Source organism: Pseudomonas sp. GW531-T4, assembly GCF_017349615.1.
Taxonomy (GTDB): Bacteria; Pseudomonadota; Gammaproteobacteria; order Pseudomonadales; family Pseudomonadaceae; genus Aquipseudomonas; species Aquipseudomonas chlororaphis_I.
Map to the genome: position 1 here is coordinate 151,009 of NZ_JACMZT010000003.1, position 25,462 is coordinate 176,470.

The 25,462-nt window shown below is 59.5% G+C and carries 23 protein-coding genes; 5 read left to right on the forward strand and 18 right to left on the reverse strand.

Annotated features, from left to right (window positions below; all coding sequences use genetic code 11):
• From tpiA to rlmE, 5 genes are all read right to left on the reverse strand, one after another.
• On the reverse strand, positions 1-756 hold the full coding sequence (tpiA, locus tag J4D28_RS03570) for a triose-phosphate isomerase (protein ID WP_009046933.1): 756 nt from the start codon (positions 754-756) through the stop codon (positions 1-3).
• A gap of 66 nt (positions 757-822) precedes the next feature.
• Entirely contained in the window at positions 823-2,160 is a 1,338-nt protein-coding gene (glmM, locus tag J4D28_RS03575; RefSeq protein WP_009046932.1) for a phosphoglucosamine mutase, read from the reverse strand.
• Positions 2,161-2,176: 16 nt separating this feature from the next.
• A complete protein-coding gene (gene folP / locus J4D28_RS03580) occupies positions 2,177-3,028 on the reverse strand; it encodes a dihydropteroate synthase (protein ID WP_009046931.1) in 852 nt (283 codons plus the stop codon).
• Positions 3,029-3,036: 8 nt separating this feature from the next.
• A complete protein-coding gene (ftsH, locus tag J4D28_RS03585) occupies positions 3,037-4,941 on the reverse strand; it encodes an ATP-dependent zinc metalloprotease FtsH (protein WP_009046930.1) in 1,905 nt (634 codons plus the stop codon).
• A gap of 201 nt (positions 4,942-5,142) precedes the next feature.
• On the reverse strand, positions 5,143-5,772 hold the full coding sequence (gene rlmE / locus J4D28_RS03590; RefSeq protein ID WP_007920869.1) for a 23S rRNA (uridine(2552)-2'-O)-methyltransferase RlmE: 630 nt from the start codon (positions 5,770-5,772) through the stop codon (positions 5,143-5,145).
• 106 nt (positions 5,773-5,878) lie between these two features.
• Here rlmE and J4D28_RS03595 point away from each other — a divergent pair, with 106 nt between their 5' ends.
• A complete protein-coding gene (locus J4D28_RS03595; RefSeq protein WP_007920867.1) occupies positions 5,879-6,187 on the forward strand; it encodes a YhbY family RNA-binding protein in 309 nt (102 codons plus the stop codon).
• A gap of 12 nt (positions 6,188-6,199) precedes the next feature.
• Here J4D28_RS03595 and J4D28_RS03600 read toward each other — a convergent pair whose 3' ends face one another.
• From J4D28_RS03600 to grpE, 8 genes are all read right to left on the reverse strand, one after another.
• Positions 6,200-6,604: a hypothetical protein gene (locus tag J4D28_RS03600; RefSeq protein ID WP_016701662.1), complete on the reverse strand. Its 405-nt coding sequence runs from the start codon at positions 6,602-6,604 to the stop codon at positions 6,200-6,202.
• 28 nt (positions 6,605-6,632) lie between these two features.
• Positions 6,633-7,109 (reverse strand): transcription elongation factor GreA, encoded by a 477-nt coding sequence (gene greA / locus J4D28_RS03605; protein WP_009042122.1) that lies wholly within the window; start codon positions 7,107-7,109, stop codon positions 6,633-6,635.
• Positions 7,106-10,327 carry a carbamoyl-phosphate synthase large subunit gene (carB, locus tag J4D28_RS03610; protein WP_007920860.1) on the reverse strand — a complete coding sequence of 1,074 codons (3,222 nt, stop codon included), beginning with the start codon at positions 10,325-10,327 and terminating at the stop codon, positions 7,106-7,108. The genes greA and carB overlap by 4 nt, the downstream gene beginning before the upstream one ends.
• Positions 10,328-10,431: 104 nt before the next feature.
• Entirely contained in the window at positions 10,432-11,568 is a 1,137-nt protein-coding gene (carA, locus tag J4D28_RS03615; RefSeq protein ID WP_009046927.1) for a glutamine-hydrolyzing carbamoyl-phosphate synthase small subunit, read from the reverse strand.
• Positions 11,569-11,826: 258 nt separating this feature from the next.
• A complete protein-coding gene (gene dapB / locus J4D28_RS03620; protein WP_009046926.1) occupies positions 11,827-12,633 on the reverse strand; it encodes a 4-hydroxy-tetrahydrodipicolinate reductase in 807 nt (268 codons plus the stop codon).
• A gap of 10 nt (positions 12,634-12,643) precedes the next feature.
• Positions 12,644-13,768: a molecular chaperone DnaJ gene (dnaJ, locus tag J4D28_RS03625; protein WP_009042118.1), complete on the reverse strand. Its 1,125-nt coding sequence runs from the start codon at positions 13,766-13,768 to the stop codon at positions 12,644-12,646.
• A 324-nt stretch (positions 13,769-14,092) separates the two neighbouring features.
• Positions 14,093-16,009 (reverse strand): molecular chaperone DnaK, encoded by a 1,917-nt coding sequence (dnaK, locus tag J4D28_RS03630; RefSeq protein ID WP_009046925.1) that lies wholly within the window; start codon positions 16,007-16,009, stop codon positions 14,093-14,095.
• A gap of 102 nt (positions 16,010-16,111) precedes the next feature.
• The gene (gene grpE / locus J4D28_RS03635; RefSeq protein WP_007920848.1) at positions 16,112-16,678 is read right to left on the reverse strand and encodes a nucleotide exchange factor GrpE; all 567 of its coding nucleotides are present in this window, start codon (positions 16,676-16,678) and stop codon (positions 16,112-16,114) included.
• A gap of 252 nt (positions 16,679-16,930) precedes the next feature.
• Between grpE and recN the strand changes: the two genes are divergently transcribed.
• On the forward strand, positions 16,931-18,604 hold the full coding sequence (gene recN / locus J4D28_RS03640) for a DNA repair protein RecN (protein ID WP_038582156.1): 1,674 nt from the start codon (positions 16,931-16,933) through the stop codon (positions 18,602-18,604).
• Positions 18,605-18,694: 90 nt separating this feature from the next.
• Here recN and fur read toward each other — a convergent pair whose 3' ends face one another.
• Positions 18,695-19,099 (reverse strand): ferric iron uptake transcriptional regulator, encoded by a 405-nt coding sequence (fur, locus tag J4D28_RS03645; protein WP_007920840.1) that lies wholly within the window; start codon positions 19,097-19,099, stop codon positions 18,695-18,697.
• Positions 19,100-19,197: 98 nt separating this feature from the next.
• Here fur and J4D28_RS03650 point away from each other — a divergent pair, with 98 nt between their 5' ends.
• Positions 19,198-19,725: an outer membrane protein assembly factor BamE gene (locus tag J4D28_RS03650; RefSeq protein WP_009046923.1), complete on the forward strand. Its 528-nt coding sequence runs from the start codon at positions 19,198-19,200 to the stop codon at positions 19,723-19,725.
• Between the two features lie 58 nt (positions 19,726-19,783).
• On the opposite strand, the gene J4D28_RS03655 is transcribed toward J4D28_RS03650, so the two are convergent.
• Genes J4D28_RS03655 through J4D28_RS03665 form a run of 3 tightly spaced genes read right to left on the reverse strand, consistent with a single transcriptional unit; the run spans position 19,784 to position 21,942 of the window.
• The gene (locus tag J4D28_RS03655) at positions 19,784-20,104 is read right to left on the reverse strand and encodes an RnfH family protein (protein WP_177477855.1); all 321 of its coding nucleotides are present in this window, start codon (positions 20,102-20,104) and stop codon (positions 19,784-19,786) included.
• Positions 20,097-20,531, reverse strand: a complete 435-nt coding sequence (locus J4D28_RS03660; RefSeq protein WP_009046921.1) for a type II toxin-antitoxin system RatA family toxin — start codon at positions 20,529-20,531, stop codon at positions 20,097-20,099. Before J4D28_RS03660 ends, J4D28_RS03655 begins: the two co-directional genes overlap by 8 nt.
• 7 nt (positions 20,532-20,538) lie before the next feature.
• Positions 20,539-21,942 carry a sodium-dependent transporter gene (locus J4D28_RS03665; protein WP_025810026.1) on the reverse strand — a complete coding sequence of 468 codons (1,404 nt, stop codon included), beginning with the start codon at positions 21,940-21,942 and terminating at the stop codon, positions 20,539-20,541.
• A 117-nt stretch (positions 21,943-22,059) separates the two neighbouring features.
• Here J4D28_RS03665 and smpB point away from each other — a divergent pair, with 117 nt between their 5' ends.
• Positions 22,060-22,542 (forward strand): SsrA-binding protein SmpB, encoded by a 483-nt coding sequence (gene smpB, locus J4D28_RS03670; RefSeq protein ID WP_009042112.1) that lies wholly within the window; start codon positions 22,060-22,062, stop codon positions 22,540-22,542.
• Positions 22,543-22,623: 81 nt separating this feature from the next.
• Here the strand turns inward: smpB and J4D28_RS03675 are convergent, their stop codons facing one another.
• Entirely contained in the window at positions 22,624-23,391 is a 768-nt protein-coding gene (locus J4D28_RS03675; RefSeq protein WP_009046918.1) for an FCD domain-containing protein, read from the reverse strand.
• Positions 23,392-23,652: 261 nt separating this feature from the next.
• Here J4D28_RS03675 and J4D28_RS03680 point away from each other — a divergent pair, with 261 nt between their 5' ends.
• Complete coding sequence (locus J4D28_RS03680) at positions 23,653-25,338, forward strand: lactate permease LctP family transporter (protein WP_103330594.1); 1,686 nt, start codon at positions 23,653-23,655, stop codon at positions 25,336-25,338.
• The last annotated feature ends 124 nt before the right edge of the window (positions 25,339-25,462 follow it).

The window sequence follows — 25,462 nt, forward strand, 5'->3', positions numbered from 1 at the left end:
TCAGTTTCCCGCGGCGCGACAGATCGCACCGAACTCATCTGCATTCAGGGAAGCTCCACCAATGAGCCCCCCATCGATATCCGGCATGCCGAACAGTTCGACCGCATTGGCCGCCTTCACGCTGCCGCCGTATAGAAGCCGCACACCTCGTGCCACTTCAGAATTCTCTGCCGCCAACTGCGCCCGAATGGCTGCGTGCACATCCTGAGCCTGTTGCGGCGAAGCAGTCAGCCCGGTACCAATGGCCCAGACCGGCTCGTAAGCGATAACGGCATTGGCAAACGCACCAACACCCAACTCTTCGATGATGCTGCCCAGTTGACGCCCGACAACCTCAAGAGTCTTCCCGGCCTCGCGCTGCTCGAGGGTCTCCCCTACGCACAAGACCGGTGTCAAACCACAAGCCTGTGCCGCTGCGAATTTGCGATTCAGCGTACCGTCACGCTCACCCATCATCAGGCGACGCTCGGAGTGCCCAACCAGCACCAGGGAACAACCTGCATCCACCAGCTGACTCGGAGCAATTTCTCCTGTCAGCGCACCTTGCATGGGCTCCACCGCAGAGTTCTGCGCGCCGACCGAAATCGACTTGCCTTTCAAGCCATCAATCACTTGATTGATATACAAGCAAGGCGGGAATACCGCGACATCAACACCGCCAGGCAAGGCCAGATGACGCAGGCCATTGATCAGCTCAGCGACGCTGGCGCGGGTACCGTGCATTTTCCAGTTACCAGCTACCATAGGGCGACGCATGCTGTACCTCGTCGGTCAAAGTGGGCGCAGATGTTACCCAACCGCATCAACACTGGCAAGCCGAAATCAGGCAGAAACTTCCGCAACCAGTTTTGCCAGCTCGTCAGCATAGCCACGGACCTGGGCTTCATCGTCGCCTTCAACCATGACGCGAACCAAAGGCTCGGTGCCCGACTTGCGCAGCAACACCCGGCCACGCCCAGCCATCGCGGTAGTGACGCGCGCGCAGGCCTCTTTCACAGCCGGATGTTCGACGGGATTGGCTCCGCCACCAAAGCGCACATTGACCAGGATCTGCGGGCACTTGCGCAGCGCCTGACGCGACTGCGCCAGCCCTTCATCACGTCGTTTCAGCGCCATCAACACCTGTAGGGCGGCAATGATCGCATCGCCCGTGGTGGTATGCTGGAAGCACACGATATGGCCGGAGTTTTCACCACCTACCAGCCATTGGCGCTCAAGCAGCTCGGCAATGACATAGCGGTCACCAACGTTGGCACGCACGAATGGGATCCCCAGGTCAGCCAAGGCCAGCTCGAGACCCAGATTGCTCATCAAGGTACCGACCACGCCACCCTGCAGCTTGTTACGCGCGTGCAGGTCCCGAGCGATGATAAACAACAGTTCGTCGCCGTCGACGATGGCACCTGTATGGTCGACCATCAGTACCCGGTCGCCATCACCATCAAAGGCGATACCCAGATCGGCGTGCTCGGCCAATACCGCAGCCTGCAATTGCCCCATATGAGTGGAGCCGCAATTGTCGTTGATGTTCAGGCCGTTAGGCTGCGCAGAGAGCACCACCACCTCGGCACCCAATTCACGGAAAACGCTTGGCGCTACCTTGTAGGTTGCGCCATGAGCACAATCGACCACGATCTTCAGCCCAGCAAAGCTGGTACTGGATGGAACGCTGCTCTTACAAAACTCGATATAACGGCCCGAGGCGTCATTGATGCGGGAGACCTTGCCCAGCTTGCTCGACTCCACCACGGTCATCGGCGCATCCAGCAACTCCTCGATCATCAGCTCGACTTCATCCGGGAGCTTGGTACCCTCACCCGAGAAGAACTTGATGCCGTTGTCATCGTGAGGATTATGCGACGCACTGATCACGATCCCCGCCTCGGCATGGAAAGTGCGGGTCAGGTAGGCGATAGCAGGGGTGGGCATCGGGCCCAGCAGCATCACATCCGCACCGGCAGCGGACAGGCCCGCCTCAAGCGCAGACTCGAACATGTAACCGGAAATGCGTGTGTCTTTGCCCACCAACACGCGGCAGGCGCCCATGCTGCGGAAAGCCATACCCGCGGCCCAGCCCAGCTTGAGCATGAAATCGGGAGTAATAGGGTACACACCCACACGACCGCGAATGCCGTCGGTGCCAAAGTATTTCTTGCTCATAAGTGCTCCATCATTCTTATTCGGCTGATTCCACAGCTGTAATCATCCGCACGACATCCAGCGTCTCGGCCACATCATGGACCCGCAGGATCTTTGCGCCTTTAGACATTGCCAGAGCGGCAAGAGCCAACCCGCCATACAGGCGCTCTCCGACAGGACGGTTCAATGCCTGACCTATCATGCTCTTTCGTGAAACCCCGACCAGCAGAGGTCGACCAAGGGCATGCAGGGCGTCCATATGCTTGAACAGGCTCAGGTTGTGCTGCAGGGTCTTCGCGAAACCAAAACCTGGATCCAGAATGATCCGTTCCGGCCCAATACCCACTGCAGCACACTGAGCCATACGCTCAGCCAGGAACTCACCCACTTCCTTGGTTACATCCCGATACTGCGGATTGTCCTGCATATCGCCTGGCTCACCGAGCATATGCATGAGGCAAACCGGTAAGCCTGTGGCCGCCGCCGCATCCAGTGCGCCATCCCGTCGCAACGAACGGACATCATTGATCAACCCCGCACCTAGGCGCGCAGTTTCGCGCATGACCGCAGGCGTGGAGGTATCGACCGAAATAATGACATCCAGTTCACGATGGATGCGCTCGACGATAGGCGCTACGCGCTCCAACTCTTCAAGCGGCGATACCGCCCGCGCACCAGGACGAGTGGACTCGCCCCCCACATCAATGAGCGTCGCGCCCGCCTGCATCATGCCCTCGGCATGGCGCAAGGCAGCATCCAGCTGGCTGAAGCGGCCACCATCGGAAAAGGAATCGGGAGTTACATTCAGAATGCCCATGACATGCGTATGGGCCAAATCAAGAACCCGGTTGCCGCAAGGCAACCGGGTCGAGGACGACATAGAAGTCATTTCAAACCTTAGTGGTCAGCAGCCGGGCCGCCGATCGGTGTTTCTGGACGTTCATTCTGCACCACCGGAGGCGTGGTACCCGAACCACCCTCCCAATCGCGAGGCTCGCGAGGGGTACGACCAGCCATGATGTCGTCGATCTGCTCGGCATCGATGGTTTCATACTTCATCAAGGCATCGGCCATCGCATCCAGCTTGTCGCGGTTATCCGTGAGGATCTGCTTAGCGGTGCCATAGCACTGGTCGATGATGCTACGAACTTCGGAGTCGATCAGCTTGGCGGTTTCCGCAGACAGGCTTGCATGCTGGCTGCCAGCACTGCGCCCCAGAAAGACCTCGCCCTCTTCTTCGGCGTACATCAACGGGCCCAGCTTTTCGGACAGCCCCCATTTGGTCACCATGTTCCGTGCAATCTGACTGGCGCGCATGATGTCGTTGGAAGCACCGGTAGTTACACCGTCAAAGCCCAATGTCATTTCTTCAGCGATACGACCGCCGTACAGCGAGCAGATCTGACTGATCAGCGCTCGCTTGGACAGGCTGTAGCGATCCTCTTCCGGCAGGAACATGGTCACGCCCAGAGCCCGACCGCGCGGGATGATCGAAACCTTGTAGACCGGATCGTGCTCAGGCACTACGCGACCGACGATGGCATGGCCAGCTTCGTGATAAGCAGTGTTCTGCTTTTCCTTCTCGGACATGACCATGGACTTGCGCTCCGCGCCCATCATGATCTTGTCTTTTGCCAGCTCGAACTCTTTCATCTCGACGATGCGCTTGCCGCTACGGGCAGCGAAGAGCGACGCCTCGTTCACCAGGTTGGCCAGGTCAGCACCAGAGAAGCCAGGTGTACCACGAGCGATCACCGCCGGGGCGACATCCTCACCCATTGGCACTTTACGCATGTGAACTTTCAGGATCTGCTCACGACCACGAATATCCGGCAGACCGACCACGACCTGACGGTCGAAGCGACCAGGGCGCAGCAACGCCGGGTCCAGTACATCAGGACGGTTGGTGGCGGCAATGACAATGATGCCGTCGTTCATTTCAAAGCCATCCATCTCGACCAGCAACTGGTTGAGAGTCTGCTCGCGCTCATCATGACCACCACCCATGCCGGCACCACGATGGCGACCGACAGCATCGATTTCGTCGATGAAGATGATGCACGGAGCATGTTTCTTGGCCTGCTCGAACATATCGCGAACGCGGCTGGCACCTACACCAACGAACATTTCGACGAAGTCGGAACCGGAAATGGTGAAGAACGGAACCTTGGCTTCACCGGCGATAGCCTTGGCCAGCAAGGTCTTACCGGTACCCGGCGGGCCAACCATCAGCACGCCACGAGGAATACGGCCACCCAGACGCTGGAACTTGCCTGGATCGCGGAGGAATTCAACCAGCTCGCCCACTTCTTCCTTGGCCTCGTCGCAACCCGCGACATCCGCCAGGGTAGTTTTCACCTGGTCTTCGGACAACAGGCGCGCCTTGCTCTTGCCAAAGCTCATCGGCCCGCCCTTGCCACCGGCACCGCCCTGCATCTGCCGCATGAAGAACATGAAGACGGCGATGATCACCAGAATCGGGAAGCTGGCGACCAGCAATTGGGTCCAGATGCTTTGCTGCTCAGGCTGCTTGCCTTCGACGACCACATGGTTATCCACCAGGTCACCGATCAGGCCGTTGTCCTGAATCGCGGGACGAATAGTCTTGAAGCTATCGCCATCGTTGCGCTTGCCGGTAATCACATAACCATCAACGGCTACGCGCTCGACCTTGCCATCCTTAACTTGCTGGATAAAGTCGGAATAGTTGAGGGTCTGCGGCTCGTTAGGGCTGGAGAAGTTGTTCATCACCGTCACCAGGACAGCCGCGATGATCAACCACAGGATCAGATTCTTTGCCATATCGTTCAATTAACTACCCTCTGAAGCAAGCTCCGCTGCTGGCGCGCGCTTCGCATGATATTCACCGACCTAACTTACTACATTACCTACAGCTCTGGCAGGCGCTGTCTGTAACCCTTTGTGAAACCCAGATTACACAATATTCGCTTAAGCCCCCGGGGCGAAATACGAAAAAACTATCAACCCGGTCAAAACCAACCTTTACTCGATACGCCCGCGAAAGCCACGTCCCAGCAGATATTGCTCGCGAGAACGATCACGGGAAGAACTCGGTTTGCGCATCACTACCTTGTCGAACATCTTGCGAACGTTCTTGTGGTATTCGTCGAAACCTTCTCCCTGGAAAATCTTTATCAGGAAGTCACCACCGGGACGAAGAACCCGCCCCGCCAAATCAAGTGCCAACTCGCACAGAAACATCGCCCGCGGCATATCTACGGCAGGCGTACCACTCATATTGGGGGCCATATCGGAAATCACAAGGTCCACCTGGGAATTTCCGACTGCCTCGAGGATTTGAGCCAACACTGCGTCTTCGGTGAAGTCGCCCTGAATAAAGGTGACATCAGGGATGCTGTCCATTTCCAGGATGTCGGAAGCGATCAGCCTCCCCTGTCCACCGATCAGACGACTGGTCACCTGCGACCAGCCTCCTGGCGCCGCGCCCAGGTCGATTACGCTCATGCCCGGCCGGATCAAACGATCCTTTTCCTGGATTTCCAGCAATTTGTAGCTGGCACGCGAACGGTACCCATCTTTTTGCGCCATTTTGACGAACGGGTCGTTGAAGTGCTCTTTCAGCCAGTTATGGCTTGTTTTGGAACGGGCCACGGGCCACCTCAAAAAATAAAACGGGTCGTGATTAACTGGGCGGTCCCGGACGCGCTCGGGTAAACTGGCCGCCGCTTTTTACAAGATCAGACGCAGGGGTCAGATTATGCCGCTCACTCAAGAGCAGAAGAAACAGTACAAATCCATTGGCCACCATCTGAAACCAGTATTGACTGTGGCTGACAACGGTTTGACCGAAGGTGTGTTGGCCGAACTTGAACGCGCCTTGAGCGATCATGAGCTGATCAAGATCAAGCTCAACATCCTCGAACGCGAGTCCCGCCTGGAAGCCATTGCAGAACTGTGCAAGGCCGGCAAAGCGGATCTGGTGCAGGTCATCGGCAAAATGGCGTTGATTTATCGCAAGAACGCCAAGGTAAACAAGCAACTGTCCAACGTCCATCGCTTCCACTGACGTCGACAGGGGTCAAGGGCGTGCTTCGCGCGCCCTGCCACTCCATCCAGGCACCGGTTGCAATACCAGCACCAGGCCGGAAAAACCCAAGACAAGATAGCTGAACAGTTGCCAGCGCTCGACATCCGACAGCCCGAAGCGCACCACGAAATACATCGTGCACGCACATAGCGCCATCAACAGCAACTGCCCTCGCATATCCCGCCACAGGCTCGCCAGCCCTTCAGCACGTACCAATACCAGCATCTGAAGAACGATGCATACCGCTGAAAAACCAACCAGCAGCGCACTCAGCACATTGCCGATCTCTTCGATCAGCAGCGGCGCCAGGCCAATCTGGCCCAGCACCGGCAATAAGCCGACATGCAATAACCACACACCACCAACCCACAACATCTGGGTCAGTTGCCAAAGCATGGCGCCTGCATTCAGCAGGCGCCCTCGTTCAGATGTGGCGGACTTCGACAATCTCGTACTCGATCACGCCGCTAGGCGTTTTAACGGCAACCACATCACCCTCTTCCTTGGCGATCAAGGCACGGGCAATGGGCGAACCTACAGAGATCTTTCCGAGCTTGATATCAGCCTCATCCTCACCAACGATCTGGTAAGTGACGCTTTCATCGGTTTCGACGTTGGCGATTTCGACGGTAGTGCCGAAAATCACCTTGCCTGTATGGGGAATGCTCGTCACATCGATGACAACCGAGTTTTGCAGGCGGCCTTCAATGTCACGGATCCGCGCCTCAACCATTCCCTGCTCCTCGCGGGCAGCATGGTATTCAGCGTTTTCCTTGAGGTCACCGAGTTCACGAGCCTCACCGATGGCCTGGCTCAAGCGTGGCCGCTCGACCTTGCTGAGGAACGTCAACTCTTCTTCCAGGGCCTTGGAGCCCTGGACGGTCATTGGGTATTTATTCATGCCTTCAATCCTGCATGTAGATCCTGCAAGCGGCGCACGGTCTTTTCCGGACCGAACTTGAGCGCTTCACAGATGGCCTCGCCCGCAGCAATGGTAGTGGTGCAGTAGATCTTGTGCTGCAAGGCGTTACGACGAATGGAATAAGAGTCGGCGATCGACTGACGACCTTCGGTGGTGTTGATGATCAGCGTGACTTCGTCATTTTTGATCATGTCGACCACGTGCGGACGTCCCTCGGTCACCTTGTTCACGCGACGCACCTTCAGGCCTGCCGCCTCGATCAGCTTGGCAGTACCGGCAGTGGCGACCACTTCGAAGCCCAAGTTGATCAGATCGCGAGCCACGCCTGCAACCAGTGGCTTGTCATCGTCGCGCACGCTGATGAATGCGGTACCGCCGGTCGGCAGCACTTCGCTGGCGCCCATCTGGGCCTTGGCGAAGGCTTCGCCGAAGGTGTCACCGACGCCCATCACTTCGCCGGTCGACTTCATCTCTGGGCCGAGGATCGGGTCGACGCCCGGGAACTTGGCGAACGGGAACACCGCTTCCTTGACGCTGTAGAAGTTAGGAATGATTTCCTTGGTGAAGCCCAGCTCTTTCAGGGTCTTACCCGCCATGACGCGCGCGGCGATCATTGCCAGGGAGACACCGATGCACTTGGAAACGAACGGCACGGTACGGGAAGCACGCGGGTTCACCTCGATGACGTAGATCTGCTCGCCCTGCAGGGCCAGCTGTACGTTCATCAGGCCGACCACGCCCAGCTCCAGCGCCATCTTCTTGACCTGTTCGCGCATCTCGTCCTGGATGTGCGCGGGCAGCGAGTACGGCGGCAACGAGCAAGCGGAGTCACCGGAGTGCACGCCAGCCTGCTCGATGTGCTGCATGATCGCGCCGATCACCACATCCTTGCCGTCGCAGACCGCATCCACATCCATCTCGATGGCGCAGTTGAGGAAGTGGTCCAGCAGCACCGGGCTGTCGTTAGACACTTGTACCGCTTCACGCAGGTAGCGCTTGAGCTCTTCTTCTTCGTAAACGATTTCCATCGCCCGGCCGCCCAGTACATAGGACGGACGCACCACCAGCGGGTAGCCGATCTTGGCCGCGGCACGAATCGCTTCGTCTTCGCTACGCACAGTGGCGTTTGGTGGCTGACGCAGGTTCAGGCGCTCGACCATCTGCTGGAAGCGCTCACGGTCTTCGGCACGGTCGATGGCGTCAGGGCTGGTACCGATGATCGGCACGCCGGCCGCTTCCAGGGCACGCGCCAGCTTCAACGGAGTCTGGCCACCGTACTGGACGATCACGCCTTTTGGCTTCTCGACGCGGACGATTTCCAGCACGTCTTCCAGGGTCACCGGCTCGAAGTACAGGCGATCGGAAGTGTCGTAGTCGGTGGAAACGGTTTCCGGGTTGCAGTTGACCATGATGGTTTCATAACCATCGTCACGCAGCGCCAGTGCCGCGTGCACGCAGCAGTAGTCGAACTCGATGCCCTGGCCGATGCGGTTCGGACCGCCGCCCAGGATCATGATCTTGTCGCGCCCCGAAGGCGCTGCCTCGCACTCTTCCTCGTAGGTCGAGTACAGGTAGGCGGTATCGGTGGCGAACTCGGCGGCGCAGGTGTCGACGCGCTTGTAGACCGGGAACACTTCCAGCTTGTGGCGGTGGGTACGCAGGTTCTTCTCGGTCACGCCCAGCAGCTTGGCCAGACGCTGGTCGGAGAAGCCTTTGCGCTTGAGGCGGAACATCAGGTCGCGGTCGATGGCCGACAGGCCCAGAGTCTTGACCTTCTCCTCTTCCTTGATCAGATCTTCGATCTGCACCAGGAACCAAGGGTCGATCATGTTCATGCCGAATATCTGCTCGACGGTCATGCCGGCACGGAAGGCGTCAGCCACGTACCAGATGCGCTCGGCGCCCGGCACGGTCAGTTCGCGCTTGAGCACGTTCATGCTTTCCGGGTTGCTCAGGTCGAGCTTCGGATCCAGGCCGCAGACACCCACTTCCAGGCCGCGCAGTGCTTTCTGCAGGGACTCCTGGAAGGTCCGGCCAATGGCCATTACTTCACCCACCGACTTCATCTGAGTGGTCAGGCGAGCGTCAGCCTTGGCGAACTTCTCGAAGGCGAAGCGTGGCAGCTTGGTCACGACGTAATCGATGGACGGCTCGAAGGACGCCGGGGTCTTGCCGCCGGTGATGTCGTTCGACAGTTCGTCCAGGGTGTAACCCACAGCCAGCTTGGCCGCGACCTTGGCAATCGGGAAGCCGGTGGCTTTCGAAGCCAGGGCCGAAGAACGGGATACCCGTGGGTTCATCTCGATCACCACCATGCGGCCAGTGTTCGGGCAGATGCCGAACTGGACGTTGGAGCCGCCGGTTTCCACGCCGATCTCGCGCAGTACCGCCAGGGAGGCGTTACGCAGGATCTGGTATTCCTTGTCGGTCAGGGTCTGTGCTGGAGCCACGGTGATCGAGTCACCGGTGTGCACGCCCATCGGGTCGAAGTTCTCGATCGAGCAAACGATGATGCAGTTGTCCTTTTTATCGCGGACCACCTCCATCTCGTACTCTTTCCAGCCGATCAGCGATTCGTCGATCAGCAGTTCCTTGGTCGGCGACAGGTCCAGGCCGCGGGCGCAGATCTCTTCGAACTCTTCACGGTTGTAGGCGATACCGCCACCGGTGCCGCCCATGGTGAAGGACGGACGGATGATGCACGGGAAGCCCAGCTTTTCGAGAACCGCATTGGCCTCGTCCATGCTGTGGGCGATACCGGAGCGCGGGCACTCCAGGCCGATCGCCTTCATCGCGGTGTCGAAGCGCGAACGGTCTTCAGCCTTGTCGATGGTGTCGGCATTGGCGCCGATCATTTCCACGCCGAACTTCTCCAGAACGCCTTCGCGCTCCAGGTCCAGGGCGCAGTTCAGCGCAGTCTGGCCACCCATGGTCGGCAGCAGAGCGTCCGGACGCTCTTTCTCGATGATCTTGGCAACGGTCTGCCACTTGATCGGCTCGATGTAGGTGGCGTCGGCCATGGCCGGGTCGGTCATGATGGTCGCCGGGTTGGAGTTCACCAGGATGACCCGGTAACCCTCTTCGCGCAGGGCCTTGCAGGCCTGGGCGCCGGAGTAGTCGAATTCGCAGGCCTGGCCGATCACGATCGGGCCAGCGCCGAGAATCAGGATGCTTTTAATGTCTGTACGTTTTGGCATGGGTTGTCACTCAAATCCGCAGGTCAGTCGGCAAGCCGTCTTGATCAAATCTCTGAAGCGCTGAAGGGGCCGCCGAGGCCGGGGCCACCTTCAGGGGCGAGCACTCAGCGTCGCTTGGCCATCTCGTTGATGAAACGATCGAACAGCGGCGCCACATCGTTCGGGCCCGGGCTCGCTTCAGGGTGGCCCTGGAAGCTGAATGCGCTCTTGTCGGTCAGCTCGATACCTTGCAGGGTGCCGTCGAACAGCGACTTGTGGATCGCCCGCACGTTGCCCGGCAGGGTGGCTTCGTCCACCGCAAAACCGTGGTTCTGGCTGGTGATCATCACCACACCGCTGTCCAGGTCCTGGACCGGGTGGTTGGCGCCGTGGTGGCCGTGGCCCATCTTCACTGTCTTGGCGCCGGCGGCCAGTGCCAGCAGTTGGTGGCCCAGACAGATACCGAAGACCGGAATCTCGGTCTCCAGCACGTCCTTGATCGCCTGGATGGCGTAATCGCAAGGCTCGGGGTCGCCAGGGCCGTTGGACAGGAACACACCGTCAGGCTTGAGCGCCAGAGCTTCGCTGGCCGGGGTTTGCGCAGGCACCACGGTCACGCGGCAACCGCGTTCGACCAGCATGCGCAGGATGTTCAGCTTGACGCCGTAGTCGTAGGCAACCACGTGGTAAGGCAGCTCGGAAGCTTCGATGGTCGGATGACTGTCGGTCTTCAGGTTCCAGACACTGGAGCGCCACTCGTAGCTTTCCTTGGTACTGACGACCTTCGCCAGATCCATGCCTTTCAGGCCCGGGAAGCCGCGTGCAGCGGCAATCGCCGCTTCGTCGGAGATATTGTCGCCGGCCATGATGCAGCCGTTCTGCGCACCTTTCTCGCGCAGGATGCGCGTCAGGCGACGGGTGTCGATACCGGCGATCGCCACAACGTTGTTGGCTTTCAGGTAGTCGGACAGGGACAGGGTGTTACGCCAGTTGCTCGCAACCAGAGGCAGGTCGCGAATCACCAGACCGGCCGACCAGACACGATCGGACTCGGCGTCTTCCGGCGTGGTGCCAGTATTGCCGATATGCGGGTAAGTCAGGGTAACGATCTGTTGGGCGTAGGAAGGATCGGTAAGGATTTCCTGATAGCCGGTCATTGCGGTGTTAAACACCACCTCACCAACGGTCTGACCGTCGGCTCCAATGGCTTCGCCGCGAAAAATGCTGCCATCAGCAAGGGCGAGTATGGCTGGCTTAGTCAAGAAGACCTCCCGTAAATAAAGCCTGAAAGGGCGATCGCAGGTTGTAAAAAAGCGGAGTGACGTATGGACACGTCACCCCGCTTCTTCACCGAATTATTCTGCGCGCTTTTAGTGGACACACTAAAGCTGTAGCTTACAGAAAAAGGCTTTTTTGGTCCACCGCTAAAGAGCCTTAAAGGCAGAGGAATGCGACAGAACATCGCTTAGCGGGTAAAAACAGGGCTCAAGCGCGAAGCCTGGCCCTGTTTTGGATGCATCTCAACGCAGATCCAGCACATCCTGCATGTCATAAAGACCCGCCGGACGACCGTCCAGCCACAACGCAGCACGTACCGCACCCTTGGCGAAAGTCATGCGACTGGAGGCCTTGTGGGTGATCTCCAGGCGCTCGCCCTCGGCGGCGAACAACACGGTGTGATCACCAACCACATCACCACCACGAACCGTGGCGAAACCAATGGTTTCACGCTCGCGGGCACCGGTATGGCCTTCACGGCCATACACTGCGACCTTCTGCAGGTCACGCCCCAGCGCATCGGCAATCACCTCACCCATGCGCAAGGCCGTACCTGAAGGCGCGTCGATCTTGTGCCGGTGATGCGCCTCGATGATTTCGATGTCCGCATCATCGCCCAGCACGCGGGCCGCCATGTCGAGCAACTTCAGCGAGAGGTTGACGCCAACACTGAAGTTGGCGGCGAACACGATCGGAATATCCTTGCCCGCCTCGGCCAGCATCTGCTTTTCCTTGGCGCCCAGCCCCGTGGTACCGATCACCATGGCCTTGCCCGCCTTACGGCAGAACGCCAGGTTTTTCAGCATCACTTCCGGAAGCGTGAAATCGATCAACACATCGAATTCATCGGCGACCTTTTCCAGGCTGTCGGACATCGGCACACCAATGCGCCCCAGCGACGCCAGCTCACCAGCATCAGCACCGACCAACGAACTGCCAGGCCGTACGATGGCTGCGGTAAGCCCGGAGAGCGGCGAGCGTTGCTGCACAGCCTCCACCAGGTTCTTGCCCATGCGCCCTGCGGCGCCCATTACAGCTATACGTCGCATGCCGCGCTCCTTACAGGTCGCCAAAGAAGCGCTTCACGCCTTCGAACCAGCCAGTGGTTTTTGGCGAGTGGGTATTATCGTCCGCCAGGGAACCACGCAGCTCTTCGAGCAGCTCACGCTGACGACGACTCAGGTTTACCGGCGTTTCTACCGCGACACGACACATCAAGTCGCCAGCGCCGCCGCCACGAACCGGAGCCACGCCCTTGCCACGCACGCGGAACTGCTTGCCGGTCTGGGTCCCCTCAGGGATCTTCAGCTTGACTCGGCCATCCAGCGTCGGGATCTCCAGCTCGCCGCCCAGCGCCGCGTCAACGAAGCTGATAGGCACTTCACAGAACAGGTGCTTGCCGTCGCGCTGGAAGATCGCGTGCTCACGCACATTGATCACCACATACAGGTCGCCCGTAGGGCCGCCCTGGGTACCCGCCTCCCCTTCGCCGGACAGACGAATGCGGTCGCCGGTATCGACACCCGCCGGCACCTTCACCGACAGCGTCTTGTACTCTTCGACGCGGCCTTCGCCGTGGCAGGAGTCGCACGGGTCGGAAATGATCTTGCCCTGGCCATGGCAACGCGGGCAGGTCTGCTGCACCGAGAAGAAGCCCTGCTGCATGCGCACCTGGCCGATACCGCCACAGGTCGGGCAGGTCACCGGCGAAGAGCCTTTCTTGGCACCCGAGCCATCGCAAGGCTTGCAGTTGACCAGCGTCGGAACGCGGATATTCACGGTGGTACCGCGCACCGCCTCTTCCAGGTTCAGCTCCAGGGTGTAGCGCAAGTCACTGCCACGCTGAGCGCCGCCACGGGAGCCGCCGCGACCGCCACCAAAGAAATCACTGAAGACATCGCCAAAGATGTCGGAGAAGTTCTGGCCACCAAAACCGGCGCCACCGCCACCCATGCTCGGATCGACACCGGCATGACCATATTGGTCATAAGCCGCGCGCTTGCTCGAGTCAGACAATACTTCGTAGGCCTCGTTGGCCTCCTTGAACATATCTTCCGACGCTTTGTCGCCGGGATTACGGTCCGGGTGATGCTTCATCGCCAGACGGCGGTAAGCCTTTTTCAGGTCGGCTTCGCTCGAGCCTCGCTCCACACCCAATACTTCGTAATAGTCACGCTTTGCCATAAGTCTTCGCACTCTTAAGGACGTTCGACAACGCTCTCCTGAGCCTCGTCAAACTCGTTGAGCCCCAATACAGGCCCGGACCCAACTCACGTCAATTCAACGATCCTGGTCTTGGATAGACGACCAACAGACTGGCCGACAATTGCGGTAATCCCGAACGGAAAGCAGGAGCATTTCCGACCGTACCGCCAGCGCGCGAAAAGAATCGCACGCCGTAAAAAATTCGCTTGCTCCAGACACGCCAACGCGGGAGCAAGCTCCCGCGCGGCGACATCCTACCAGTCACCGCACAAAGGCAGTCAACCGGCCGACCGACAAGCAGTCTTACTTGTGGTCTTTTACTTCTTCGAACTCGGCGTCGACGACGTCATCGGCTTTCTCGGCCGACTCAGCCTGCGAAGCTGCGCCTTCTGCCGGCTGAGCCTGCTCGGCGTACATCTTCTGAGCGACCGGAGCCGACACTTTCGACAGTTCTTCGACCTTGGCGTCGATGGCAGCCTTGTCGTCGCCTTTGATAGCGGCTTCAAGGGCAACCACGGCAGCTTCGATCGCAGTCTTCTCTTCGGCGGTCACTTTGTCGCCCGCATCAGCGATCATCTTGCGAGTCGAGTGAACCAGGGCATCGCCTTGGTTACGCGCGCTGGCCAGCTCTTCGAACTTGCGGTCTTCTTCGGCGTTGACTTCAGCATCACGAACCATCTGCTGAATTTCTTCCTCGGACAGACCGGAGTTGGCCTTGATCACGATCGACTGGGTCTTGCCGGTCGCCTTGTCTTTCGCACCTACGTGCAGGATGCCGTTGGCGTCGATGTCGAAGGTCACTTCGATTTGCGGCACGCCACGTGGAGCCGGTGGAATCTCGGCCAGGTCGAACTTGCCCAGGGACTTGTTCTGCGCGGCTTGCTTACGCTCGCCCTGCAGTACGTGAATGGTCACTGCGCCCTGGTTATCGTCGGCAGTCGAGAACACTTGCGATTTCTTGGTAGGAATCGTGGTGTTTTTCTCGATCAGCGCGGTCATCACGCCACCCATGGTTTCGATACCCAGGGTCAGCGGGCTGACGTCCAGCAGCAGTACGTCTTTCACGTCACCGGCCAGTACCGCGCCCTGGATGGCAGCACCCATGGCAACAGCTTCGTCCGGGTTCACGTCCTTGCGTGCTTCCTTACCGAAGAAATCGGTAACGGTCTTCTGAACCAATGGCATGCGGGTCTGGCCGCCGACCAGGATCACGTCATTGATCTTGCTGACGTCGATACCGGCGTCTTTCATGGCGATGCGGCAAGGCTCGATGGTGCGCTGAACCAGGTCTTCGACCAGCGATTCCAGCTTGGCGCGGGAGATCTTCACGTTCAGGTGCTTAGGACCGGTGGCGTCTGCAGTGATGTACGGCAGGTTGACGTCGGTCTGCTGGCTCGAGGACAGCTCGATCTTGGCCTTTTCAGCAGCTTCTTTCAGACGCTGCATGGCCAGCGGGTCACCCTTGAGGTTCATGCCGCTTTCTTTCTTGAACTCGTCCACGAGGTAGTCGATCAGACGGATGTCGAAGTCTTCACCACCGAGGAAGGTGTCACCGTTGGTTGCCAGTACTTCGAACTGGTGCTCGCCATCGACTTCAGCGATTTCGATCACGGAAACGTCGAAGGTACCGCCACCCAGGTCATAAACGATCACAGTGTGATCGCCCTTGGCCTTGTCCATGCCGTAAGCCAGAGCGGCCGCGGTTGGTTCGTTGATGATGCGTTTTACGTCCAGGCCCGCGATGCGGCCGGCGTCTTTGGTCGCCTGGCGCTGGCTGTCGTTGAAGTAGGCCGGAACGGTGATCACCGCTTCGGTCACAGCTTCGCCGAGGTAGTCTTCGGCGGTCTTCTTCATTTTCTTGAGGATTTCAGCCGAGATCTGTGGCGGAGCCATTTTCTGGCCGTTCACTTCAACCCAGGCGTCGTTGTTGTCAGCCTTGACGATCTTGTAAGGGACCATCTGGATGTCTTTCTGTACGACTTCTTCGTCGAAACGACGACCGATCAGACGCTTCACCGCGTACAGGGTGTTGTGCGGGTTGGTCACTGCCTGACGCTTGGCCGACTGGCCAACCAGGATTTCGCCATCGTTGGCGTAAGCGATGATGGACGGCGTGGTACGCGCGCCTTCAGCGTTTTCGATAACTTTTACGTTGCCGTTTTCAAGAATGGAGACGCAGGAGTTGGTAGTCCCCAGGTCGATACCGATAATTTTGCCCATGTTAACTCTCCCGAAACTTTAGATTTTGTTGCCGCAGCAGTGGTGGCCGACTGCGGTAGCACTTAAACGCTTGGCCTATAAATGGGGGCCCTGCGCGCGATTTCAAGCCTTCTCGTCAATCGAAGGCGAAACCGGTGCGGGTGCCTTGCTGACCACGACCATGGCCGGGCGCAGCAGGCGACCGTTGAGCTGATAGCCCTTCTGGAACACCTTGAGAACGCTGTTCGGTTCGACGTCGGCACTTTCCTGCATGGCCATCGCCTGGTGCTGTTCAGCGTTGAACGGTTCGCCATGCGGATCGATCGCTTCCAGCTGATAACGCTTCAGGGTGTCCTGGAACATCTTCAGGGTCAGTTCGATACCTTCACGCATCGGACGAATGCTCTCGTCGTCCGGGCTGGACAACTCAAGACCGCGCTCGAGACTGTCGATCACCGGCAGCAGGTCGCCAGCAAAACGCTCGAGGGCGAATTTGTGAGCTTTCTCTACATCCTGCTCGGCACGGCGGCGGACGTTCTGCAGATCGGCCGCAACACGCAATGCCTGATCCTGAGCGCCAGCCAACTGCTCTTCGAGCACTTGCACACGAGCCGCCAGATCTTCGCCCGAAGCCTCAGGGGCCTGATTGGCGTCGAGATTTTGCGTATCCAGCGTCTGTTCGTCAGCCATACAATTCTCCTTTCAATATCGTCCGTGAGCTCAACTCACGCTTCTGCCCCGGTATATGGGGTCGCATTTTTCAGGTTCAAGGGCCGCGCCCTCGGCAAAAATCATCGTGCGAAGCAAAACGCCTCTCCCCAACCATTCCCACACGCGATAAAAAAACCTGCAAAGCAAGCGAATCGAGCTAAGGCCGGGCATTGTCAGTCGAAAACAAAACACTGTATAAATAACCAGACCTAAAGCTTGGGAGCGGCCTTTATGCTGGTGCACCTGTCCGTACACAACTACGCCATCGTTGAACATCTCGATCTGGAACTGGATCGCGGGATGAGCGTCATCACGGGTGAAACCGGCGCCGGCAAGTCGATCATGCTCGACGCCCTGGGGCTGACCCTGGGTGATCGCGCCGACAGCGGCGTGGTGCGCCCTGGCGCCGACAAGGCCGACATTCTCGCCACCTTCGACCTGGAAGACATTCCCGAGGCCCGCACCTGGCTCGCCGAACGCGACCTGGACAACGACAGCCCGTGCATCCTGCGCCGGGTCATCACCGCCGAAGGCCGTTCCCGCGGCTACATCAATGGCTCCCCCTGCCCGCTAGGCGACCTCAAGGCCCTCGGCGAGCTGCTGATCGATATCCACAGCCAGCATGAACACCAGTCGCTACTGAAAACCGACACCCACCGCCGCCTGCTCGACGAGTACGCCGGCGCCACCGACCTGGCCCGCCAGGTATCGCTGGCCGCCCAGCGCTGGCGCCAGACCCGCCAGGAGCTGGAGCGCCTGTCCAACTCCGGGGACGAGCAGCGGGCTCGCCACCAGCTCCTCAGCTATCAGCTGGAGGAACTGGAGAACCTTGCCCTCGGCGAAAACGAACTTGAGCAACTGGAGCTCGAACATAAAAACCTGACCAATGCCGAAAGCCTGCTGGGCATCTGCCGGCAGGTCGTCGAGCATTGCAGCGAAAGTGATTCGGGTAACGTTCTCAGCGCCCTGACAGTGAGCCTCAATCGCCTGTCGAGCATCGGCAACACCTCCGGCGCCCTGGCGGAAGCCACCAACCTGCTGGCCAGCGCGCAAATCCAGGTCGAAGAGGCTGTCGGCGAACTGAATCGCTTCGTCGACCATTTCGATGCGGACCCGGCGCGCCTGCAACAGCTGGAGGAGCGGCTGGACGCCATCTATACCCTGGCTCGCAAACACCGGATCCAGCCCACCGAGGTGTCGGCCATGCAGCAGAAACTGCTGGAGGAAATCGAGACCCTGGATGCCAACGACGAGTCCATCGAGCGCCTGGGCGACGAGCTGAAATCCTTTGCCCGGCATTATCACGAAAAGGCCAGGGAGCTGAGCGAGCTGCGCCAGCAGGCGGCAACCAGCCTGGCCAGCGCCGTCGAACAGGAAATCCAGCGCCTGGGCATGCCCGGGGGCCGATTCACCATCGAACTGCACGCCAACAGCAGCGACGAATTGCAGCCCAATGGCCTCGAACAGGTCGAGCTGCTGGTCAGCGCCAACCCCGGCCAGCCGCTCAAGGCCCTGGCCAAAGTGGCATCCGGGGGCGAGCTGTCGCGGATCAGCCTGGCGATCCAGGTGATTACCGCGCAGACCTCTCGCGTCCCGACCCTGGTATTTGACGAGGTGGACGTCGGCATCGGCGGCCCGACCGCGGAAATCGTCGGTCAGCTGCTACGCCGCCTCGGCGAGCGCGGCCAGGTCTTGACGGTCACCCACTTGCCGCAGGTGGCTGCTCAGGGCCATCAGCATCTTTTTGTGCACAAGGTGCGCGGCAGCGATGCGACTCATACCGCGGTGTCCAAACTGGGCAAGACCGAGCGGATCGAAGAGGTAGCACGCATGCTGGGTGGCATCGACCTGACCAAGGAGTCGCTGGCCCACGCGAAAAAAATGGTGGTGACCGCCAAGGCCTGAGTCACTGCCACTTTAATAAAGAGCAGAAAGCACGAAGGCGACCCTTGGGTCGCCTTCGATCGTTTCGCGGACTACATCCGCGCGACATGCTTATTTCTTCGTGCGTACGTACAGCACCAAGTTGTGATCCACCAACTCGAAGCCATGCTTCTCGACAATCGCCTTCTGAAGCTTCTCGATTTCTTCGTCGAAGAATTCGATTACTTCACCGGAATCCACGTTGACCATGTGGTCGTGGTGACCGCCGTCAGCCAGTTCGAACACAGCATGACCACCATCAAAATTGTGGCGTACCACAAGGCCTGCTGCTTCAAACTGGGTCAGAACACGGTAAACCGTGGCCAGACCGACATCCTCGCCAGCTTCCATCAGCGCCTTGTAAACATCCTCGGCACTCATGTGTCGCTGCTCGGCGGAATCGAGCATTTGTAGAATTTTGACCCGTGGCAGAGTCACTTTAAGGCCGGCTTTACGTAGTTCGCTATTTTCAACCATGGTCAGCTTTCTCGCGGATGCTGCTTCGCAGCTCCTCTTAATGCGGGTATGATCGGGGTTTACGTTGTCCCAGCCAAGATAGTGGAAGTCGCCCACCGATGCAAAACACCAAGCTCTTGCTAACCAGTTTCACCTTCGTGGGACTGCTCGCACTCGCCGGTTGTTCATTCCCCGGGGTTTACAAAATCGACATCCAGCAGGGCAATGTCGTCACGCAGGACATGATAGACCAGTTACGCCCGGGAATGACCCGCCGGCAAGTACGGTTTATCATGGGCAACCCTCTGTTGACCGACACGTTCCACGCCGATCGCTGGGATTATCTGTACAGCCTGCAACCAGGTGGTGGTGAACGCCAGCAGGAGCGCGTCAGCGTCATCTTCAACGGTAACGACCAACTGGTCAGCCTTTCCGGTGACTTCATGCCTGGCGTAAGCCGTGACGAAGCCATCCTGGGCAAGGACAGCGGCACCACCGTGACCGCCCCGGGCGAAAACGCCGAGCAGCCAAAACCGGAAAAACCGGCCAAGCCTGGCTCTCTGCTCGATCAGATCCAGAAGGACGTCGACAACGTCGAGACCGTTCCGGTGCCGACACCAGAACCTCTGGACACCTCGCCGCAATAATTTGTGGTGGAATAAAAAAGCCCGGCGAGTCCGGGCTTTTTGTTGCCTGTCGATTCGTTCAGGACTCTGAAGTACGAGCCCGGGCCTGCGCCGCCTTTGCCGCGCGCAGACGTCGAACTTCTTTAGGATCGGCCAGCAACGGACGGTAGATTTCGATGCGATCGTCCGCCCGAACCGGCTGAGCTCCAGGGTCCGCAACCGCTTTGCCAAAGATCCCCAGCGGACAACTGTCCAGGTCCAGCTCTGGAAATTGCGCACCTATCCCGGAGCTTTTCACTGCCGCACGGACAGTAGTCCCCGTCGGCACGGCAACACTGAGCAATACCTGCCGGTCGACCGCGGCATACACCACCTCGACCTCGATCATTGGCTCAAGCATGCAACTGCTTGGCCCGCTGACAAAACGCATCGACCAGGGTATTGGCCGCCTGGTTGAACAGCGGTCCCAAGGTCGCGCGAACCAGTGGACCGGCGTAGTCGAACGACAAATCCAGGCTGATCTTGCAGGCCTTGTCACCCAACGGCTTGAAAACCCACACGCCGTGCAACTGGTTGAACGGCCCTTCTTCCAGGTTCATCTCGATCGACTGGCCCGGCACCAGCGTATTGCGTGTCACGAAATGCTGGCTGAGCCCACCCTTGGCAACCGCCAAGCTGGCGCGCATCTGCACCTCGCTGCTCTCCAGCACCTCGGCCGACGAGCACCAGGGTAGAAACTCCGGGTAGCGCGCCACGTCATTGACCAGGTCGTACAAAAACTGCGCCGGATAAGGCAACAGGGCCGAGCGTTGAATATGTGTCGTCATGTCAGCGTCATTTCCACAACTGGGCGGCAAACACTATAAGAATGCCGATGGGCGCCACATAGCGCATCAAAAACAGGGTCAGGGCAAAAAGCAGCGGGCTGCGAATCGACAGCTCATCACGAACCGCCTCGCGCCCCATCACCCAACCCGCAAACACCACAAAGCAGAGGCCACCCAAGGGCAACATGATCCGCGAGGTGAAGAAATCGATCACCCCAAAGAAATCCAGACCACCCGCCGCCCCCCATTGGTAGAGGTGGAAAGCCCCGCCTTCGTTCACGAAAAACTTGGCCTGCTGCCAGATATTGAAGGAAAACACCGTTCCCAATCCGACGAACCAGCAGGTAAACGCCAGCCAGAATGTCACCCAGCCGCGGCGGATTCGGGTCCGCTCCACCAGGTAAGCCACCATCGGCTCCAACAGCGAAATCGCCGAGCTCCAGGCGGCAATGGCCACCAGGACAAAAAACACCACGCCCATCAACTGGCCGAACGCCACATTACCAAAGGCAAAAGGCAAACTGACAAACATCAGCCCCGGACCTTCACTCGGGTTCAGCCCGGCGGCAAACACGATCGGGAACAGCGCCAGCCCCGCCAGCAGTGAAACGAAGGTATCCAGCAGCGCCACGCCGACAATAGTGCCGGAAATGGATGAATGCTTCGGCATGTAAGCGCCGTAGATCATGATGGAACCGACACCGACGCTCAGGGAAAAGAACGCATGCCCCATGGCCGGCAACAGGCCGTCGAGCAGCTTGTCGGTGCTGAAGTCGAACATGAAATGCACGCCTTCCATGAAATGCCCGGTGGTCATGCTGTAACCCAGCAGGATCACCAGCATCACGAACAGCAGCGGCATCATGATCCGCAGGCTGCGCTCAAGCCCGGCCACCACACCCTTGGCGATGACGGCCGCCGACAACAGCATGAACAGCGTGTGCCACAGCGTCAGCCGCCAGGGATCGGCAATCACCTTGCCGAAATAGGCGCCGACCTGATCCGCCGTCACACCCTGGAAATCGCCACGACCCATATCGATGATGTAGTCCAGCGACCAACCACCGACCACGCTGTAAAAGGAAAGAATCAACAAGGCAGTGATCATTCCGGCGAACGCGCCCCAGGACCACTTGGCCGAATGCCCGGCTTCCAGGGCCAGCGCCTTCAAGGCATTGGCCGGGCTTTGCCGGGCGCGACGGCCGATCAGGGTTTCCGCCAGCATCACCGGCACGCCGATCAGTGCGATGCAGGCCAGAAATACCAGGACAAAGGCGCCACCACCGTAGACGCCGACCATGTAAGGGAATTTCCAGATACTGCCCAGGCCCACGGCAGAACCAGTCGCAGCGAGTATGAAAACCCAGCGACTGGCCCAGCCGCCGTGGACAGAAACCTTGTCCGTCGACATCAAAAACGCGCCCAACCGAGAAAAAAGAGCGCGCATTGTCCGGGATTCACTCAACCTGCTCAAGCACGCAGCTTCACCGTAGCCGACACGCGTGCAACTGCCTATAATGCCGCCCCTATGGCTAAACAGAAGAAACACCCAACAGGGACCATCGCGCAAAATAAAAAGGCGCGTCACGATTACTTCATCGAGCATCGGTTCGAGGCTGGCATGGTCCTGGCCGGCTGGGAAGTAAAGAGTCTGCGTGCAGGCAAGGCACAACTGGTCGACAGTTATGTGCTGCTCAAGGACGGCGAAGCCTGGCTGCTGGGCAGCCACTTCACGCCGCTGACCACCGCCAGCACCCATGTGATCGCCGACCCCGTGCGCTCGCGCAAACTGCTGCTCAACAAGCGCGAGCTGGAGAAGCTGTTCGCTGCCGTGCAGCAGAAGGGTTATGCCTGCGTGTGCCTGTCGCTCTACTGGAGCAAGCACATGGTCAAGTGCGAGATCGCACTCGGCAAGGGCAAGAAGGAATACGACAAGCGTCACACCGAACGCGAGCGCGACTCCGATCGTGAGTTGCATCGCGCGGTGCGCAACAAGGGCAAGGAAGAGTAACGCGCTTCTGCCTTGACGCCATGATCGCGAGCCGGCTCGTTCCTATCAGGAGCGAGCTGGCCGGCGATGAATCCTTCCAGACTAAATCCCCTTGCGCCGCTCGGCCCGGGCCACGCGCTGTACTTCCTGACGCACCTCCTCCAATACTTCCTGCACATACAGAATGTGCCGGCTGGAGACTTCGCGCGCCTGCTCGGCACGCCCTTCGATAATCGCCTGGTACAGATCGCGGTGCTGGCTGATCAGCATGTCGCGGGTTTCGGTGCGCTGCTTGTACATGCCGCCAATGTTGGTCACCACGTTGCGCTTGAGCAGATCGAACAGCCCCCGAATGGTGTGCAGCAATACGGCGTTGTGGCTGGCCTCGGCAATTGCCAGGTGAAATTGCGCGTCCGCCGCGCCCTCCTCCGCCCGGCTCGCATCACCTGCCCGGGAATAGCAGTCCTGCAATTCCTCGAAGGCCGCCGTAAGGCGTTCACGATCCACGTCGGTGGCACGCAACGCGGCGTAATAGGCGCATGAAGCTTCCAGGGTGTGGCGAAACTCCAGCAAGTCACGCTGGGCTTCAGGGTTGCTTTCCAGCAACTGCAGCAGCGGATCGCTGAAGGTCGAGCCCAGCGACTCCACCACATAGTTGCCGCCGCCCTGGCGACTGACCAGCAAGCCCTTGGCCGTGAGCTTCTGGATCGCCTCGCGCAACGAAGGCCGCGAGACACCGAACTGCTCCGCCAACGCACGCTCTGCCGGCAGGCGCTCACCGGACTTCAGCGTGCCCTCGAGGATCATCCCCTCGAGCCGCTCGACAATGTCGTCAGACAAACGGCGCTGACGAATCTGATCAAACCCCATAACTCACTCTCCACGATCCCGACCGCGCGCCGGGCTCTCTATTCTGGCCTATCGGGGCTGCGCCAGCACCTATCAGAACGCATATCGGCGAGCGGATCAGAAGTCATCTGCACCGCACCTTCGACAAAAGTTTTAGGGCGGCAAATTGACACACCGCTCACAAGGCTTTTACCCTAGCCAACAGCGATTGTAAATTGGTCTTACCAATTAACCAAATACGCTGACCAGTGCCTGACCAACAACAATTAGGGGCCACCCCATATGCAAACCTGGCAACAGCTCTACAGCCCGCTCGGCAGCCTCGGCCTGTCCGCCCTCGCCGCCGTCATCCCGATCGTCTTCTTCTTCCTGGCTCTGGCCGTGTTCCGTCTCAAAGGACACGTCGCCGGCAGCATTACCCTGGCACTGTCGATTCTGGTGGCGATCTTCGCCTTCCAGATGCCTGCCGATATGGCCCTCGCCGCCGCTGGCTATGGATTTGCCTACGGTCTGTGGCCCATCGCCTGGATCATCGTCGCCGCCGTCTTCCTCTACAAACTGACGGTCAAGAGCGGCCAGTTCGAGGTCATCCGCAGCTCGGTGCTGTCGATCACCGACGACCAGCGCCTGCAGGTGCTGCTGATCGGTTTCTGCTTCGGGGCCTTCCTCGAAGGCGCCGCCGGTTTCGGCGCGCCGGTGGCCATTACCGCCGCGCTGCTGGTGGGCCTGGGGTTCAACCCACTGTACGCCGCCGGCCTGTGCCTGATCGCCAACACCGCCCCGGTGGCCTTTGGCGCCCTGGGTATTCCGATCATCGTGGCGGGCCAGGTGACCGGCATCGACGCGTTCAAGATCGGCGCCATGACCGGTCGCCAGCTGCCGCTGCTGTCGTTGTTCGTGCCGTTCTGGCTGGTGTTCATGATGGATGGCCTGCGCGGTGTCAAAGAGACCTGGCCCGCGGCGCTGGTGGCCGGCCTGAGCTTTGCCGTGACCCAGTACTTCACCTCGAACTTCATCGGCCCGGAGCTGCCGGATATCACCTCGGCCCTGGCCAGCCTGATTGCCCTGACCCTGTTCCTCAAGGTCTGGCAACCCAAGCGTTCGTTCGCCGCGGCCACCGCCAGCGTCGGTGCCGCCGCCGTGCGCAACGGCGGTTTCGGCCAGCCGCGCACTACCCAGCCTTCGCCGTACAGCTTCGGTGAAATCTTCAAGGCCTGGTCGCCGTTCCTGATCCTCACCGTGCTGGTCACTATCTGGACCCTCAAGCCGTTCAAGGCGATGTTCGCTGCCGGCGGCTCGATGTACAGCTGGGTATTCAACTTCGCGATTCCGCACCTGGATCAACTGGTGATCAAGAGCGCGCCGATCGTCGCCACCCCAACGGCGATTCCAGCGGTGTTCAAGCTCGACCCGATTTCCGCGACCGGCACGGCGATTTTCTTCTCCGCGCTGATCTCGATGCTGGTGCTGAAGATCAATTTAAAAACTGGTCTGACCACTTTGAAAGAGACCTTCTACGAACTGCGCTGGCCGATCCTCTCCATCGGCATGGTGCTGGCCTTCGCCTTTGTCACCAACTACTCCGGCATGTCCTCGACCATGGCCCTGGTGCTGGCCGGTACCGGCGCGGCGTTCCCGTTCTTCTCGCCATTCCTCGGCTGGCTGGGGGTGTTCCTGACCGGTTCGGACACTTCGTCCAACGCCCTGTTCAGCTCGCTACAAGCCACCACCGCGCACCAGATCGGCGTCAACGACACCCTGCTGGTGGCGGCCAACACCAGCGGCGGCGTGACCGGCAAGATGATCTCGCCACAATCGATCGCCGTGGCCTGCGCCGCCACCGGCCTGGTGGGCAAGGAATCGGACCTGTTCCGCTTTACCCTCAAGCACAGCCTATTCTTTGCCACCATCGTCGGCCTGATCACCCTGGCCCAGGCCTACTGGTTCACCGGCATGCTGGTGCACTGATCGCGACACCGAAAGAACCGACGCCGGCCCACACGTGCGGCGTCTGCAACTCACAACCCGGTCTGCAAGGCTGCTGAAAGCTTGGCTCTCTATATTCAGCAGCCGCGGCAGACGGATAACCGGG